The sequence below is a fragment of the Rhizobium sp. 42MFCr.1 genome (assembly GCF_000377185.1).
Taxonomy (GTDB): Bacteria; Pseudomonadota; Alphaproteobacteria; order Rhizobiales; family Rhizobiaceae; genus Rhizobium; species Rhizobium altiplani.
The window spans coordinates 26,796-42,999 of record NZ_KB897827.1; the positions used below are offsets into that span (position 1 = coordinate 26,796).

The window sequence follows — 16,204 nt, forward strand, 5'->3', positions numbered from 1 at the left end:
ATCAGGCTGGCGCCCCCACGTTCGGACGAGGGGCGCCCTGCCCGTTCATTTTACAGTCGCATTGAAGGTATCGCGCCACTTGGCAAGCTGATCCAGCATCTTCGGCCCATCGACGACCTGGACGTTCAGGCCTTCCGGCAGCGGCACCAGCTTAACATTCGCGGGCGTGAAGCCGCGATCGGCGAGAATCTTCTGGCCGTCGGTCAGCGTGAATTCCTGGAAGAGCAGCGCGGCGGCGGGATGCGTCGCCGTCTTGGCAACACCGAGGCCGTTGACGCGGGCGACGGAGGGACCGAGCTGCAGCTTCTGGATCGGCGCGCCGTCCTTGTTCATCTGGTCGACCTTGTAGAGGTAGTTCGTCAGCGACACCGGCACTTCGCCGGAGACGACAAGGTTGGTCAGCAGCGTATGACCCTTGCGGAGCGAAATGCCGTTGGTCTTGGCCAGCTTCTGGAAGAAGTCTAGACCCTGCTGCTCGCTCGGGAAGCTCTGGTCGATCGTCGCCAGCCAGTCATAGGCTTCGGCTTCGAGACCGATCTTGCCGGACCACTTGGGATCGAGCAGATCATCCCAGCTCTTCGGCACGTCGGCGTCGGAAACGAGCTGCGTGTTGTAGGAGGCAGTGATGATGTTCAGGCGGCTGCCGACCCACTCCTTGTGGGCAGGGACGGCCTGCGGGAAGATATCGGCCATGGTGGCCGAATTGACCGGCTCGAAAACCTTCTCGCGATGCAGGGCCTCGAGTTCCGGCCCGTTCGTCTCGATGATGTCGGCATCATAGCGACCGGCCTTGATCTCGGTGACGGCACGGCGCAGCACGTCCTCCGAGCTGCCACGCCAGGTGGTGACCTTGATACCGTATTTGGCGGTGAAGGCATCGGTGATGGCGGCGACGTCCTCGACCGGCGTTGCCGTATAGAGCGTCAGCTCGCCTTCCGCCTTGGCCGCCTCCGCTAGCTTCTCCAAGCGGTCGGGGCCGTTGTAATTGGCGAGGTCAGCAAGGCTCGACTGCGCATAAGCAGAGCCTGTGGCAACGGCTCCCAGCAGCGCCATTCCGCCAAGCAAGCGGATGGCCGAAGTCATTTTAAACGATCGCAACATTTTCTCCTCCCGAGTATTCGGTTTGATCGCCGATGGAATTACTTGAACGTCTTTTCGAATTCGCCGCGCCAATCGCCCAGGTTATCAAGGGCGGCATCCGGATTGATCACCTTGACCTGCATGCCTTCAGGCAGCGGCGCGATCTTGATATTGGTCGGCGTAAACTGTCTCTCCGCCAGGATCTTCTGTCCTTCAGTGAGGGTGAAATCCTGATACAGGATCGCGGCATTTGGATGGGGCGCTGTCCGCGCCACGCCAAGGCCATTGATGCGGGCAATAGCCGGGCCGATCATGAACCGCTTGATCGGAGCACCGTCCTTTTCCATTTGCGCGACCTTGTAGAGATAGACCGTCAGGCCGAGCGGCACCTCGCTGGAAACAACGAGATTGGTCAGCAGGGGATGGCCGTTGTAGAGCCCCGGATGATCGGTCTGCGATAGCTTGCGGAAGAATTCCATCCCCTTTTCTTTGGACGGAAAGGTTCCGGCGGCCGTCGCGAGCCAGTCATAGGCAACGGCCTCGACGCCGAGCTTGCCGGCCCATTTCGGATCAAGCAGTTCCTCCCATGTCTTCGGAAGGTCCGCTTCGCTGACTGCATTCGTGTTGTAGGCCGCGGTGATGATGTTCAGCCGGCTGCCGATCCACTCGTGATGAGGCGGGACGGCATCCCGAAAGATGTCCGCAAAGAGCGGCGACTGGATCGGTTGCAGTAGCTTTTCACGATGAAGCGCCTCGAGTTCCGGTCCGTTCGTCTCGATAACATCAACATCATGACGTCCGGCCTTCAACTCGCCGACGGCACGCCGCAGGACGTCTTCGGAACTGCCACGCCACAAGGTCACCGGTATGCCGTACTTGGCTTCGAATGCCTTGGTAATGACGGTCACATCCTCGACGGGGGTGACGGTGTAGAGCGTTAGAGCGCCCTCCTGCTTTGCGGCGGCGACCAGCTTGTCCATCCGATCGGCGCCGGTATAGCCGGCGATCTGGTCGATGCTGGACTGGGCGTGGGCCCCAGTGGCCAAGGCGGCCGCAGCAATGGTTCCCAATAGCATCCCACAGCGCAAGAGCCGCTGCACATTCTTCATGAATTCAGGCATTTTGTCCTCCCATGCCAATCCTCGAGGCTTCTCCTCAAGCCTCCTTGACGCCGAAGCGTTTGCCGACCCACTGGGCCAGCATGACGATCGTGAACAACACCAGGATCATCATCACGCCGAAGGCCGAGAGTTCGACATACTGGCCATTCTGCCAGAGCTCCCAGATCACCACCGAGACCACCTCAGAGCCGGGGCTGTAGAGAAGGACCGAGCTCGACAGTTCACGGATCGAGACGACTACGATGTAGATCCAGCCCGCCACCAGGCCTGGCTTCAGGAGCGGTAAGACGATGCGCCAGAAGCTCTGGCCCCAGGAGGCACCGCTCATGGCGGCGGATTCCTCAAGATCCTTGTGGATCTGCAGCATCGACGTTGTGTTGTAGCGGATGCCGTAGGGCATGAAGCGGGTGAGATAGGCGATCAGGATGATCCAGGTCGTGCCGTACACGCCGATATCCAGATAAAGATAGAAAATCATGATCGACAGGCCGAGCACGAGACCGGGGAAGACCATCGGCAGCGAGGCAAGGTTGTCGAGCAGCCAGCGGCCCGGCAGCTTGGTGCGAATGACGATCCATGAGATCACGGCTGTCAACAGCATCAGGCCGGTCGCCGCGCTGAAGGCAAGGATCGCACTGTTCCAGACCGCCTGGCCGACGGCCGGATAGTTGATGACGGTCACATAGGCATTCAAGGAAAGCCGGTGCATCGCGCTCCAGGAGGGCACGCTGTAATATTTGTTCAGGGACGACCAGAGAAGCACCAGGAACGGCAGGATAATCACCAGCACCATGTAGACGACGATCAGGACGGCGGCAGGAACGCGCCACGGGCCAAGATCGAACGGCCGCGGGCGAAAACCCTTTCCGGTGACGGTCGAATATTTGCTGCCCTTGGTCGACAGTCGCGACTGGAAATAAATGCCGAAGGAGGCAATCACCAGAAGAAGGATCGCATAGGCCGAAGCGAGGCCGACATTGCTCGGATATTCGCGGATCGCGTCATAGATCGACGACGTGAAGACCTCGATGCCGACAGGCGTGCCGAGCAGCGCAGGGACCTCGAAAGATTCGATCGAGCGCGTGAACATGATGAAGAAGGCTGCGACCAGCGCCGGCCAGACAAGCCTCAGCGTGATCCGGAAGAGGATCTGCCAGATCGAAGCACCGGACATCAGCGCCGATTCCTCGAGCGACGGGTCCATGGCGCGGAAGGCCGCCGACATCAGCAGGAAGGCGACCGGCGAATAGTGCAGGCCCTCGACCCAGATCATCCCGCCCATCGAGTAAATGTTGAAGACAGGTCCGGCGATGCCGAAGGTATTTTTCAGGACAAGATTGAAGAGGCCGATCTGCGGGCTCGCCATCATGATCCAGGAGACGGTGAAGAGGATCGACGGGATGACGAGCGGCACGATCGAAGCCGCATAGAAGAGCATCTTGAAGGGTGTGTTCGTTCGCTCGTTCAGCCACGCGAAGAGCGTGCCGATCGTCAGCGACAGACAGGCTGTGCCGGTCGCGAAAATCACCGAATTGCGGAACAGCGGCAGGATGCGGCTGTCGCTGAAGGCCTTTGTGTAATTATCGAGGGTGAAGACGGCAGGCACATCGCCTGCCGCCGGGGTCATGAAGCTCTGCCAGATCAGAAAGACGAGCGGCACGAGGGCGAGCCACGCGACGGCGAGGATCACGGCCGCGATGACCAGCCATTTCGCGTTGATCCTCGCAAGGGGTCCATGGTTTTGCGCCATCTTGGCGTAAGTACTTTCCTGCAATGACATGAAGGCCTCCCAACCGACGTCTTTCCTCCGGGTCCGTCAGGACCCGGCCGGTACAGCGAGGTTATCCTTATGATAACCGGCAATGCGCTGATAGTTTGTGGAGAGCTGCTCGAGATCTTCACGGCTAATGACGTCGTCAATATGATCGAACGGCTTGTCCTCGGTGCGCAAGAAGACTTCGCGCAGGATCGCATCCGGCGGATTGGCGCGATTTGTCAGCACGACCTTGGCGGTTGCCGGGCGGCGGATCGCCTCATAGGCATGCATGGCCTTGATCGGATCGCCTTCACGGACGAGCGCGTCGGTCAGCGCGCGGCAATCGAGGATCGCCTGGGCCGAGCCATTCGCGCCGCGCGGATACATCGGATGGGCGGCATCGCCGAGCAACGTCAGGCGACCGAAGGTCCACTGGTCCAGCGGGTCCTGGTCGACCATTGGATATTCGAGGATCGCATCGGCGGCCTTGAACATCGCCGGGCAATCGAGCCAGTCGAATTTCCAGTCCTTGACGACGTCGAAGAAGTCTTCGAGGCGGCCCGGCTTGTTCCAGTCGCGCTGCGACTTGTACTTGTCGGTCTCGATGTCGACGACCCAATTGATGAGCTGGTTGCCTTCGGCGTCGATATTGTCGCGGATCGGGTAGATCAGCACCTTGGCGGTGTTAAGCCAGCCGACGCGCACCATGCTGGCGCCGGTCAAGAACGGCTTCCAGCGCGTGACGCCGCGCCACATGTTGATGCCGGAATACCGCGGCGGGCCTTCGTTCGGATAGAGCTGCTTGCGGATCCTGGAGTGGATTCCCTCGGCACTGACAACCATTTCGGCCTTGACGGAAGGCCGGGCGGAACCGTCGCGCGGATCGACGAAATGCAGGGTTACGCCGCTGTCGTCCTGGTCGAAGCCGGTGCAGGACCAGCCGGTCATCAGGCGGTCAGCGCCGATGCGCTGCTTGAAGGCCTCGACGAGGACCATGTGCAGGTCGCCGCGATGGATGGAGAATTGCGGCCATTCGTAGCCGGCATGGCGACCCGTCGGCTCGGTGAAGATATGCTGGCCATGGCGGTTGTAGAAACCGGACTCGCGGGTCGTGATGGCGACCTTCGCAAGCTCTTCCTCGAGGCCGAGCTGGCATAGTTCGCGGGAGGCATGCGGCAGAAGATTGATGCCGACGCCGAGCGCCTTCAGCTCGGGCGCGGCCTCGTAAACACGGGATGGGATTCCCTTTTCGTGCAGCATCAGAGCAAGCGTCAGCCCCCCGATCCCACCACCAACAATCGTGACTTCCATAGTCGACTCCAAATGTCCTGGCCGGGAAACCCGGCAAAGTTCGAATAGGGCATCGTCCAACAGGATTGGAAAATGCCGATGTCGCTTCAGATGAAAGCTGCAGGCAATGGAAACCCGTTCGCCGAAGCAACGCTCCGACAGCGGCAGTTATTCCAGATTTTGCCGATCATCCTCCGATAGGCACCGGTTGCTCTTTCATCGCCCGAACCACTCGCGCGTCCTCACTCGAAAGAACCATCCGATGTTGGAAGGACCCTAGAAACAAAATTGACATTCATCAAATAGATAGATTTTTTGAGGTCATAGCGAAAACAGATGACTGAGGTCCCTCACCGTGAAACACTCAAGTGCGGCTGGCCTGACCTTTGCTATGGGGCACCTGGCTTCGATCCCGTCGCTCGCACTATCATGCCCGAGGGCACCGACTTCCGACGGCAAGTCCCTTGGCCTTTATAATCTCTTGCGAATGTGCTTGTATGCGCGCGCCAGAAGGACCGCGGTTGGGGCTGCGCATAGTTGTAAGCTAGTCTTGTGGGAGTATGGCAATGGTTTACGATTGGGATGGCACAAGAGCGCGACGTCTCAAATTGTTCAGGGCAGGAACGGCGTTCATGATCGCGATTGCGGTCGTCGGAATACCGCTTCTTTTCTTCGCAGCAAAGCTGCACAACCTCTACGGCTGAATTGGCAAGTTCGTTGCCCGGTATAAGCAGGCGTGACCCAATGGCCGCGCCTGCTAGTGAGGACTGATTTAGCCGAGCTTTGCAGCGATCTTGGCGACGTGAGCGCCCTGATACTTGGCTGCCTCAAGCTCGATCGCTGAAGGCTGGCGGGATCCATCGCCATCCGTGATGGTGGATGCGCCGTAGGGCGAACCGCCCTTGATTTCATCAACACCCATCTGGCCCTGGAAAGCATAGGGAAGACCGGCAACGACCATGCCCTGGTGCAGGAAAGTGGGGATGAAGCCGAGGATGGTGGATTCCTGGCCGCCGTGCTGCGTGGCCGAGGACGTGAACACAGAGCCTACCTTCCCGACCAGCTTGCCGGCGAACCAGAGGCCGCCCGTCTGATCCCAGAAATTGCGCATCTGCGAAGCAACGGTTCCGAAGCGCGTACCCGCACCGACGATGATCGCGTCGTAATCGGCAAGTTCGTCGACCGTGGCGATCGGGGCAGACTGGTCCATCTTGTAGTGCGACGCCTTGGCAACCTCAGCAGGAACCAGTTCCGGAACGCGCTTGACGGTGACGTCCGCGCCGACCGACTTTGCGCCTTCGGCGACGGCGTATGCCATGGTTTCGATGTGGCCGTAAGCCGAGTAGTAGAGCACGAGTACCTTAGCCATTTATCTAACTCCATCAATTGCGTTTGAATTCGTGAACGTGCGGAGTTGTAGCAGCGGTGTGTGTCGAACATAGCCCCACGCGGCAGAACGCACTGTTCAATGGTCATAGACGAAAACTTGCTTGCAGCCATTTCCCAAGTTGGCGGCGGCGACACGGTTTGCAAGACAGGCGAAGGGCGCTACCTATGTGGGAACGCAAATGTTCGGAAATTTCCAATGACCAATGAGACGATTGTCACCGCCGCCATGCTTGCCATTGGCGACGAACTCTTATCCGGCCGCACCAAGGACAAGAATATCGGCCACCTGGCTGACATGCTGACGCTTTCCGGCATCGACCTCAAGGAAGTGCGCATCGTCGGTGACGAGGAGAATGCCATCGTCGAGGCTCTCAATGCGTTGCGCGCAAAGTACGATTATATCTTCACCTCGGGAGGTATCGGACCGACCCATGACGACATCACCGCCGATGCCGTATCCGCAGCGTTCGGGCTGCCCTGCGAATACGATGCTGACGCAATGACCCTGCTCGGCGAGATGTACGCGCGCCGCGGGCTCGAATTTACGGAGGCCAGAAAGAGAATGGCTCGCATGCCCAAAGGGGCGCGCCATATCCCCAACCCGGTCTCGACCGCGCCCGGGTTCGTGATCGGCAATGTTCATGTCATGGCCGGCGTGCCGCAAGTCTTCCAGGCCATGGTCGACGCGGTCATCCCGACATTGCGGACCGGCACGCGAGTGCTCTCGCTCGGTATCTCCTGCCCTTATGGTGAAGGCGACATCGGTACACCGCTTGCTGCGATCCAGAAAGCTCATCCGGAGACGAGCATCGGCTCCTATCCCCGCTATATTGGCCAGGCGTTCTCAACGGAAATCGTCGTCCGCGGACGCTCACAGGATGCGGTCGATGCAGCGGGAGATGATGTGCGCGCTATGATCGAGACCATCCGCCAATCAAAGGAGGTGGCTGAAAACCGCTCGGCAGAGGCGTAGCATCGAGGTGATCCCGGTTCGCCGTTGATATGCATCAAAGAAGCGGCGCCCTCGCCGGCGCATTCTCGTTGAAAATTAGTCGATTTCATCCGCGTAAGGAGAATTGCTGATGTCTTACAAAACCATACTTGCCATTCTCGATACCGTCGATAACGCCACAGCCGTGGCCGATTTTGCGTTTGCCATTGCCGCACAGACCAATGCCTACGTTATCGGACTTCATGCGGAAACCGTCGCGGTCGTGCCGCTCGTAGCACCGATGGAGATACCCGACCCCGTCGCCGTGCAGGCGCTGCAGGACATGGCGCGCGCGCAAACGCTCGAAATCGAACGCATCTTCCGCAGGAAGGCGCAGGCTGAAGGCGTTTCCCATGAATGGCGCAGCTTCGCCTCATCCACCGGCTACGGCTCGGCGCCGCTGATCGAAAGCGCCCGAAGCGCCGACTTGCTCATCGCCTCACAGGCCGATCCGTTGAAGCCGTCCGACAGTCACGTAGACATCGACAACTATCTCTTCGAAAGCGGTCGCCCGGTTTTGATGATTCCTTTTGTGATGCGCCAGCCGAAACCGATCAAGCGTGTCCTCGTCGCATGGAACGGCTCAAGGGAGGCCGCGCGTGCGGCGTTCGATGCCTTGCCCATCCTGAAGGCGGCCGCCGAAGTCGAGATTTTCTCCGTCGATCCCGTCGACAATGCACTTCAGTCTGCGGCCGTCGCAGGCGCCGACATTGCTGCGGCTCTTTCCCGTCACGGCGTCAAGGTAACTCTGGCAACTGCGCAAAGCGTTGACAAGTCCGCCTCGGCTGTCATCGAGAACCGCCTCTCCGACAGCAGCATCGACCTGCTCGTCATGGGCGCTTACACGCATTCGCGTCTCTGGCAGTTGATCTTCGGCGGCACCACGAGAACGCTGCTGCAATCAATGACGGCCTTGACGCTGCTGTCGCGATAAGAATCGCGAGGGGCTTGCGTTTTGCCTCCGGAATCCGTTAATTGCGGCGACCGATGACGAGCTCCGGCTTCGGTCCTCCTATCGCGCAGTCTCGGCTGCGCGATTTGCGTTTGGCCGATCGCGGAATGCCTTGTCCGGCCGCCGGCAAACGGCGTGTCATCATTCATGCCGCGGAGCACACCATGTCTCTTCCCGATAAAGCCTTTCCCGTTTCCTGGGACCAGTTCCACCGCGACGCGCGCGCGCTCGCTTGGCGTCTCGCCGGGCTCAAGCGCGATTTCAAGGCGATCGTCTGCATCACGCGCGGCGGTCTCGTACCCGCGGCAATCATCTCGCGCGAACTCAATATCCGGCTGATCGAAACGGTCTGCGTCGCCTCCTACCACGACTACGTGAACCAGGGCGAAATGATGCTCCTGAAGGGCATTGCACCGGAGCTGACCGCCGACCAAGGCGAATCCGTCCTGGTCATCGACGATCTTACCGATACCGGCAAGACCGCCTCCGAAGTTCGCTCGATCTTGCCCAAGGCACACTTCGCCTGCGTTTACGCGAAGCCCCAGGGCGTGCCGACGATCGATACGTTCGTTACGGAAGTCAGCCAGGACACCTGGATCTACTTCCCCTGGGACATGGGGTTCACCTATCAGGAACCGATCTCCAAGGCCGGCCGCGGCTGAGCGCTATCCGCGGCGCAACCAAACAGATTGGTGACAATTTCAAATTGCACCAATCTTTGTTTAACTAACCCATCGGATTCCGCTATCGCGTCGGCCGCGCTGACCTTATCCTTCAAAGCAATTCCCGCGCGGCACCCTTGTCGCGTTGCGGACTTGCGTTAGAGGTTAAGTCGCGGGGCGCGACCTTGGAATGAATATGATGCGTTGGGGCTATGTCGAGATAGCGGCGGCTTTCGGTTTGTGTCTCTGTCTCTCGCATTTGACCGCTTCGGCGGAGCCGGCCTATGTGTCCGTCGTTCGGAAATATGTCGAGACAACAGTCAAGCCGATGGTGAATGTCGCGATCGTCAAGAAGGCGATCGAAGCTCAGAATACCAAATTCAGCAAAATCAGCGACATGGACATCCAGGTGCTGGATAACACCTATCGGTCCGAAGTTCTGGCCGGCGGTTGGCAGATGGTGAGGCAACTGCTCAACAAGCCGGTGTCGCGATACCTCAAATCCAAGCAGGATGATTCGCAGGGCGCCATCGTTGAATTCTTCGTGACCGATCGCCACGGACTCAATGTCGGCCAGGGCACGATAACCAGCGACTATTGGCAGGGCGACGAAGACAAGTTCCTGAAAACATTCGGAAGACAGTCCGACGACATATTCATTGATCGGGCCGAGCGCGATGAACAGACACAATTGCTGGAAACGCAGGCAAGTTTCGTCATCAATGATGAAAACGGACAGCCTATAGGCATCGCAACGGTGACGATTGCGATCGACGCATTGTGATTGAAATTAACATGAACGAATCGGCTGTCGCATTTGGCCGGCAAAAGCTGCAACCAAATCAACACGGTCGCAACTTTTCTTAGATTTTTTACGCTCCGGGACGACGAAAGCTCGCAACCCATTGAATTTCTTGCACGACTTTCTTTTCCCCATTCTCCACAGCCCGATCCACAATATGTTGTGGTGAACGCTTCATTAAAAACAACCTCTTGACGGAATCGCACGATTCAAACTTAATAGGTTCCGATGTTGCGACGGCAGTTGGACCGGAATTAACGAGGCCGGTTCCCTCCAAAAATCGAGCGTAGAATCAGGGTGTTGCGTCCATGAAGGGCGACCGCCATGAGGGGTTTCGTGCGCGATTTTTATCTTCCGGAAAAGTGACATCCGGGGCTGGCGATAATAAGCTGTTAATACTATATTTAGTGTTTGCAGCCACGATCACTACAAGATACGGGAGAAGCATCTCCGGATGACACTCCTGTGATAGTACGGAAACGAGAACTGGCTGCGCTCCTCACGGCGCGGCCGGAGGTGGAAACTTGCGCCTTGGTCGACGGGGACGGGGCGCGCAAGCTAGAGGTTAGAGAAATGCGCATAGAACGCCGTTTCACGAAGGCAGGACTGAGCGCTTACGCGGACATCGAATTCCGCAAGGCGACGAGCGAGATCAAGAACCCGGACGGGTCGATCGTATTCCGCCTCGAGAACATCGACGTTCCGGCGCAGTTCTCCCAGGTCGCCGCCGACATCCTGGCGCAGAAGTATTTCCGCAAGGCCGGCGTTCCCGCCAAGCTGAAGAAGGTCGAGGAAAACGAGGTTCCTTCCTTCCTGTGGCGTTCGGTTGCCGATGAAGCAGCTCTGAAGGATATTGCGAAGGACCAGCAGTACGGCTCCGAAACCGACGCGCGCCAGGTCTTCGACCGTCTCGCCGGCACCTGGACCTACTGGGGCTGGAAGGGTGGCTATTTCTCCTCCGAGGAAGACGCCCTAGCCTTCAAGGATGAACTTGCCTACATGCTTGCCACCCAGCGTGTTGCCCCGAATTCCCCGCAGTGGTTCAACACCGGCATGCACTGGGCCTACGGCATCGACGGCCCCGGTCAGGGCCACTTCTATGTCGACCCCTTCACCGGCAAGCTGACGAAGTCGAAGTCAGCTTACGAACATCCGCAGCCGCACGCCTGCTTCATCCAGTCCGTTGAAGACGATCTCGTCAACGAAGGCGGCATCATGGACCTGTGGGTCCGCGAAGCACGCCTCTTCAAGTACGGCTCCGGCACCGGCTCCAATTTCTCCTACCTGCGTGGCGAAGGCGAAAAGCTGTCCGGCGGCGGCCGTTCTTCCGGCCTGATGAGCTTCCTGAAGATCGGCGATCGGGCTGCCGGCGCCATCAAGTCGGGCGGCACGACGCGCCGTGCGGCCAAGATGGTGGTCGTCGACATCGACCATCCTGATATCGAAGAGTATATCAACTGGAAGGTGAAGGAAGAGCAGAAGGTTGCTGCCCTCGTCACCGGTTCCAAAGTTGTCGCCAAGCACCTCAAGGCAATCATGAAGGCTTGCGTCAACTGCGAGGCTGACAACGGCGATTGCTTCGACCCGAACAAGAACCCTGCCCTGAAGCGCGAAATCCGCGCTGCCAAGAAGGACCAGGTTCCGGAGAACTACATCGGCCGCGTCATCCAGTTCGCCCGCCAGGGCTACAAGGATATGGAGTTCAAGACCTACGACACGGACTGGGATAGCGAAGCTTACCTTACCGTATCCGGCCAGAACTCCAACAACTCGGTCTCGATCAAGGACGACTTCCTGCGCGCCGTTGAAAGCGACAGCGACTGGCAGCTGAAGGCCCGCAAGGACGGCAAGGTTATGAAGACCTTGAAGGCGCGCGACCTGTGGGAGTCGATCTCCTACGCCGCCTGGGCATCGGCCGATCCGGGCCTGCACTTCAACACGACGATGAACGACTGGCATACCAGCCCGGCTGCCGGCCCGATCCGCGCATCCAACCCGTGCTCGGAATACATGTTCCTCGACGACACGGCCTGCAACCTTGCCTCGCTGAACCTCATGCAGTTCAAGGATGCCGCCACCAAGCGCATCAACATATCAGACTACGAGCATGCGGTTCGCCTGTGGAGCGTTGTTCTCGAAATCTCCGTGATGATGGCGCAGTTCCCGTCGAAGCGGATTGCCGAGCTCTCTTACGAATATCGCACGATCGGCCTCGGCTACGCCAACATCGGCGGCCTGCTGATGTCTTCCGGCATTCCCTATGACAGCGACGAAGCCCGTGCCATTGCCGGCTCCCTGACCGCGATCATGACCGGCATTTCCTACGCCACCTCGGCTGAGATCGCTTCCGAGCTCGGACCGTTCCCGATGTTCGCGCCGAACCGCGAAAACATGCTGCGCGTCATCCGCAACCATCGCCGCGCCGCTTACGGCGAGACGTCTGGCTATGAAGGCCTGTCGATCAACCCGGTCGCGCTCGTCCACTCCGAGAACCCCGACCAGGATCTGGCGGCTCATGCCAAGAGCGCCTGGGACAAGGCTCTCGAGCTCGGCGAAAAGCACGGCTACCGCAACGCCCAGGCAACCGTCATCGCGCCGACCGGCACGATCGGCCTCGTCATGGATTGCGACACAACCGGTATCGAGCCTGACTTCGCACTGGTGAAATTCAAGAAGCTCGCCGGCGGCGGCTACTTCAAGATCATCAACCGCGCCGTTCCGGAAGCCCTGCGCACGCTCGGCTACTCCGAGAGCCAGATCGCCGAGATCGAAGCCTACGCTGTCGGCCACGGCAATCTGAACCAGGCGCCGGCCATCAACCCCTCGACGCTGAAGGCCAAGGGCTTCACCGACGATAAGGTGGAAGCCGTCAACGCCGCGCTGAAGTCGGCCTTCGACATCAAGTTCGTCTTCAACCAGTGGACGCTCGGCGCCGACTTCCTGAAGGCGACGCTGAAGGTTTCCGACGAACAGCTTGCCGACATGAGCTTCAACCTGCTCGAGCACCTCGGCTTTGCCAAGAAGGACATCGAAGCTGCCAACGTTCACGTCTGCGGCGCGATGACGCTGGAAGGCGCACCGTTCCTGAAGAACGAACACCTCGCCGTCTTCGATTGCGCCAACCCTTGCGGCAAGATCGGCAAGCGTTACCTCTCGGTCGACAGCCACATCCGCATGATGGCTGCTGCCCAGCCGTTCATCTCGGGTGCGATCTCCAAGACGATCAACATGCCGAACGACGCGACGGTCGACGATTGCAAGAGCGCCTACATGCTCTCCTGGAAGCTCGGCCTGAAGGCAAACGCTCTCTACCGCGATGGCTCCAAGCTGTCGCAGCCGCTGAACGCCTCGCTGATCGAAGACGAAAGCGATGAGGACGCACTGGACGATCTGCTGCAGCAGCCGGTCGCCGCCCAGGCCGTCACCATCACCGAGAAGATCATCGAGCGTGTCGTCGAACGCGTCACCCGCGAGCGGGAGAAGCTCCCGAACCGCCGCCAGGGTTACACCCAGAAGGCCGCCGTCGGCGGACACAAGGTGTACCTGCGCACCGGCGAATTCGGCGACGGCCGTCTCGGCGAGATCTTCATCGACATGCACAAGGAAGGTGCGGCCTTCCGTGCGATGATGAACAACTTCGCGATCGCCATCTCGCTCGGCCTGCAATACGGCGTGCCGCTCGAAGAGTATGTGGAGGCCTTCACCTTCACCAAGTTCGAACCGGCCGGCATCGTCATCGGCAACGACGCGATCAAGAACGCCACGTCGATCCTCGACTACGTGTTCCGCGAACTCGCCGTCTCCTACCTCGGCCGCCACGATCTGGCGCATGTCGATACGTCCGACTTCTCCAACACGGCGCTCGGCAAGGGGATCCAGGAAGGCAAGACGAACCTCGTCTCGACCGGTTGGACCCGTGGCTACAAGCCGACCCTGGTAACGGGCAACGAGCGTCAGGCAGGCGGGGAGCCGAAGGGTGCCGCGACGGCGGCCCCCGCGCGCGCATCCTCCGGCGCCACGGTGACCTCCTTTGCGGGTGCTGCCGCCCGCAAGATCGAGCCGACGCTTGCCGTCTCCTCCTCTGAAATCGTCGCCTTCAAGCGCGACTACGAGGAGCGGGCAAAGGAACTGGCCGAAGAGATCGCCGAGGAAGTGGCCGAGGAGATCGCAACCGAGACCCAGCAGCAGGCAACCGCCCTCTTCTCCGACAAGGCCGCCGCCGACGCGGCATCGGCCAAGACGGAGGCCAAGAAGGTCGAAGCCGAACGCCGCGCCCGCTCCATCATGCAGGGCTACACGGGCAACATGTGCTCCGAATGCCAGAACTTCACGATGGTCCGCAACGGCACCTGCGAGAAGTGCGACACCTGCGGCGCGACGAGCGGCTGCAGCTGATAACCGGCAATTCCGGCGGTTGGTGATGATGATGATAGCTTTCACCCCTCACCCGCCGGAACGTTGTCCGACCCAGGTCGGGAACTTGACGCGAAGACAAAAGTCAAAGAGCGGCCCTTGGCCGCTCTTCTGCTGTGATCAACGGCAACCTCGGCAAGTGACCGCCGGCGAAAGCGCCTTCTTCCCACGCGGCATTCCGCACCAGCTTATGAACCCGAGCGACAATCATTGCAGGCACGTCCTGATCGACACCCCTGCTCTCTTCGATCAGTTTATCAAGGAAGACGGACCTGACGAAGTCTTCGGGCCACCGACTGCGAAGGGAATTGAGCGTCTGCGGGCGACCTGCCCCAGGTTCGGCATCACCCTGCTCTCGAACTGCCCAACGCCTCAGTAAGTCAACGCCAGGCGCAACGGCATAACCAGGGCCCAGCTTAATGTTGAGGCCCAATTCGAGGGCTCCACGCCAGACCAGCCCTCGAAACCGATGTTGCTTCTGTACGGGCGCGTTACCGGCGCTATCCGTCCACAGGGGTGTTATACACGCAAGCATCACTGCCATTCTTCAACATGGCATCTTCCCTTCTTCTTGATTTTGGTCAAATTACCGTTGGCTCGCAGCGCCGCTAACGTCGCGTCATGACGAGGACGTAGAGGGGCAGCGACGCGAGTCAGGCTTTGCCCGACGCCCGACAATATGGGCACCGGCAGGATGCTTGCGTGCCTTTACCACCAATGCAATCACATCCAGAAAGAGGACTTCATCATGCCATTCATCAAGACCACGGACGGAACCGAAATCTTCTACAAGGATTGGGGTCCAGCCACCGCCCAGCCTATTGTTTTCCATCACGGCTGGCCGCTCAGCGCTGACGATTGGGACGCGCAGATGATGTTCTTTCTGGACAAGGGCTATCGCGTGATTGCCCACGACCGGCGCGGCCATGGCCGTTCCAGCCAGACGTGGCAGGGCAACGAGATGGACACCTATGCCGCCGACGTCGCGGCCCTCACAGATGCGCTCGATCTCAAGAATGCAATCCATGTCGGCCATTCGACCGGCGGCGGTGAGGTTGCCCACTACGTCGCCCGCGCAAAGCCCGGACGCGTCGCCAAGGCGGTGCTGATCGGCGCCGTGCCGCCGATCATGGTCAAGTCGGACAAGAACCCCGGTGGCCTGCCGCTCGAGGTCTTCGATGGTTTCCGTGCCGCGCTCGTCGCCAACCGCGCGCAGTTCTTCCTCGACGTGCCCGCAGGCCCGTTCTATGGCTATAACCGCCCGGGTGCCAAGGTCAGCCAGGGTGTTATCGAGAACTGGTGGCGGCAAGGCATGATGGGTGGTGCAAAGGCGCATTACGATTGCATCAAGGCCTTCTCCGAAACTGATTTCACCGAGGATCTGAAGCAGATCACGGTGCCGACGCTCGTCATGCACGGCGACGACGATCAGATCGTTCCCTATGCCGACTCCGCACCGCTGTCCGTCAAGCTCTTGAAGCACGGCATACTGAAGACCTATGCCGGCCTCCCGCACGGCATGTGCACGACGCATCCGGATGTGATCAACGCCGATCTGCTGGAATTCTTCCTGGACTGAGATGTTGGCTCGACCGCCGGCCTTCTGATGGAACGGAGGCAAGACAACACTCGTAGGCGGGTCCTCTTCGCCCCGCCTGCGGCACGCCGGATATTTTCTCTTCAAGGGAGGCGCTTGTGATAACGCGAGATACCATTTCGGACGGCTTGTCCCGCCGCGATCTGCTGAA

13 protein-coding genes are annotated in these 16,204 nt (G+C 59.7%); 8 read left to right on the forward strand and 5 right to left on the reverse strand.

What is annotated here, in order from left to right; genetic code table 11:
* Positions 1 to 45 precede the first annotated feature (45 nt).
* Genes C934_RS0112075 through C934_RS0112090 form a run of 4 tightly spaced genes read right to left on the reverse strand, consistent with a single transcriptional unit; the run spans position 46 to position 5,268 of the window.
* Positions 46 to 1,101, reverse strand: coding sequence for an ABC transporter substrate-binding protein (locus C934_RS0112075; RefSeq protein WP_156828751.1), 1,056 nt, complete (start codon positions 1,099 to 1,101; stop codon positions 46 to 48).
* 38 nt (positions 1,102 to 1,139) lie between these two features.
* Entirely contained in the window at positions 1,140 to 2,201 is a 1,062-nt protein-coding gene (locus C934_RS31915) for an ABC transporter substrate-binding protein (protein ID WP_018856977.1), read from the reverse strand.
* 34 nt (positions 2,202 to 2,235) lie between these two features.
* Positions 2,236 to 3,981 carry an ABC transporter permease gene (locus C934_RS0112085; RefSeq protein WP_018856978.1) on the reverse strand — a complete coding sequence of 582 codons (1,746 nt, stop codon included), beginning with the start codon at positions 3,979 to 3,981 and terminating at the stop codon, positions 2,236 to 2,238.
* Positions 3,982 to 4,017: 36 nt separating this feature from the next.
* On the reverse strand, positions 4,018 to 5,268 hold the full coding sequence (locus tag C934_RS0112090) for a flavin-dependent oxidoreductase (protein ID WP_018856979.1): 1,251 nt from the start codon (positions 5,266 to 5,268) through the stop codon (positions 4,018 to 4,020).
* Positions 5,269 to 5,813: 545 nt separating this feature from the next.
* On the opposite strand from C934_RS0112090, the gene C934_RS35125 reads away from it, so the two are divergent.
* On the forward strand, positions 5,814 to 5,951 hold the full coding sequence (locus tag C934_RS35125; RefSeq protein WP_018856981.1) for a hypothetical protein: 138 nt from the start codon (positions 5,814 to 5,816) through the stop codon (positions 5,949 to 5,951).
* Between the two features lie 68 nt (positions 5,952 to 6,019).
* Here C934_RS35125 and wrbA read toward each other — a convergent pair whose 3' ends face one another.
* Complete coding sequence (gene wrbA / locus C934_RS0112105; protein ID WP_018856982.1) at positions 6,020 to 6,616, reverse strand: NAD(P)H:quinone oxidoreductase type IV; 597 nt, start codon at positions 6,614 to 6,616, stop codon at positions 6,020 to 6,022.
* A gap of 216 nt (positions 6,617 to 6,832) precedes the next feature.
* Here wrbA and C934_RS0112110 point away from each other — a divergent pair, with 216 nt between their 5' ends.
* The 7 genes from C934_RS0112110 (at position 6,833) to C934_RS0112140 (ending at position 16,035) form a co-directional block, all read left to right on the forward strand.
* Positions 6,833 to 7,609 (forward strand): competence/damage-inducible protein A, encoded by a 777-nt coding sequence (locus C934_RS0112110; RefSeq protein WP_018856983.1) that lies wholly within the window; start codon positions 6,833 to 6,835, stop codon positions 7,607 to 7,609.
* 109 nt (positions 7,610 to 7,718) lie between these two features.
* Positions 7,719 to 8,561 (forward strand): universal stress protein, encoded by an 843-nt coding sequence (locus C934_RS0112115; RefSeq protein ID WP_018856984.1) that lies wholly within the window; start codon positions 7,719 to 7,721, stop codon positions 8,559 to 8,561.
* Between the two features lie 182 nt (positions 8,562 to 8,743).
* Positions 8,744 to 9,241, forward strand: coding sequence for a xanthine phosphoribosyltransferase (gene gpt / locus C934_RS0112120; RefSeq protein WP_025659992.1), 498 nt, complete (start codon positions 8,744 to 8,746; stop codon positions 9,239 to 9,241).
* Positions 9,242 to 9,437: 196 nt separating this feature from the next.
* Positions 9,438 to 10,025, forward strand: coding sequence for a hypothetical protein (locus tag C934_RS0112125; RefSeq protein WP_018856986.1), 588 nt, complete (start codon positions 9,438 to 9,440; stop codon positions 10,023 to 10,025).
* 591 nt (positions 10,026 to 10,616) lie between these two features.
* Complete coding sequence (locus tag C934_RS0112130) at positions 10,617 to 14,438, forward strand: vitamin B12-dependent ribonucleotide reductase (RefSeq protein ID WP_018856987.1); 3,822 nt, start codon at positions 10,617 to 10,619, stop codon at positions 14,436 to 14,438.
* Positions 14,439 to 14,595: 157 nt separating this feature from the next.
* Complete coding sequence (locus C934_RS34660; RefSeq protein ID WP_156828752.1) at positions 14,596 to 14,835, forward strand: cupin domain-containing protein; 240 nt, start codon at positions 14,596 to 14,598, stop codon at positions 14,833 to 14,835.
* 369 nt (positions 14,836 to 15,204) lie between these two features.
* Entirely contained in the window at positions 15,205 to 16,035 is an 831-nt protein-coding gene (locus tag C934_RS0112140; RefSeq protein ID WP_025659988.1) for an alpha/beta fold hydrolase, read from the forward strand.
* Positions 16,036 to 16,204 lie beyond the last annotated feature (169 nt).

What these genes read in the sequence shown, in the direction of transcription:
- C934_RS0112075 (WP_156828751.1), bottom strand. Translation starts at nt 1,101, where the DNA reads ATGTTGCGATCGTTTAAAATGACTTCGGCCATCCGCTTGCTTGGCGGA.
- C934_RS31915 (WP_018856977.1), bottom strand. Translation starts at nt 2,201, where the DNA reads ATGCCTGAATTCATGAAGAATGTGCAGCGGCTCTTGCGCTGTGGGATG.
- C934_RS0112085 (WP_018856978.1), bottom strand. Translation starts at nt 3,981, where the DNA reads ATGTCATTGCAGGAAAGTACTTACGCCAAGATGGCGCAAAACCATGGA.
- C934_RS0112090 (WP_018856979.1), bottom strand. Translation starts at nt 5,268, where the DNA reads ATGGAAGTCACGATTGTTGGTGGTGGGATCGGGGGGCTGACGCTTGCT.
- C934_RS35125 (WP_018856981.1), top strand. Translation starts at nt 5,814, where the DNA reads ATGGTTTACGATTGGGATGGCACAAGAGCGCGACGTCTCAAATTGTTC.
- wrbA (WP_018856982.1), bottom strand. Translation starts at nt 6,616, where the DNA reads ATGGCTAAGGTACTCGTGCTCTACTACTCGGCTTACGGCCACATCGAA.
- C934_RS0112110 (WP_018856983.1), top strand. Translation starts at nt 6,833, where the DNA reads ATGACCAATGAGACGATTGTCACCGCCGCCATGCTTGCCATTGGCGAC.
- C934_RS0112115 (WP_018856984.1), top strand. Translation starts at nt 7,719, where the DNA reads ATGTCTTACAAAACCATACTTGCCATTCTCGATACCGTCGATAACGCC.
- gpt (WP_025659992.1), top strand. Translation starts at nt 8,744, where the DNA reads ATGTCTCTTCCCGATAAAGCCTTTCCCGTTTCCTGGGACCAGTTCCAC.
- C934_RS0112125 (WP_018856986.1), top strand. Translation starts at nt 9,438, where the DNA reads ATGATGCGTTGGGGCTATGTCGAGATAGCGGCGGCTTTCGGTTTGTGT.
- C934_RS0112130 (WP_018856987.1), top strand. Translation starts at nt 10,617, where the DNA reads ATGCGCATAGAACGCCGTTTCACGAAGGCAGGACTGAGCGCTTACGCG.
- C934_RS0112140 (WP_025659988.1), top strand. Translation starts at nt 15,205, where the DNA reads ATGCCATTCATCAAGACCACGGACGGAACCGAAATCTTCTACAAGGAT.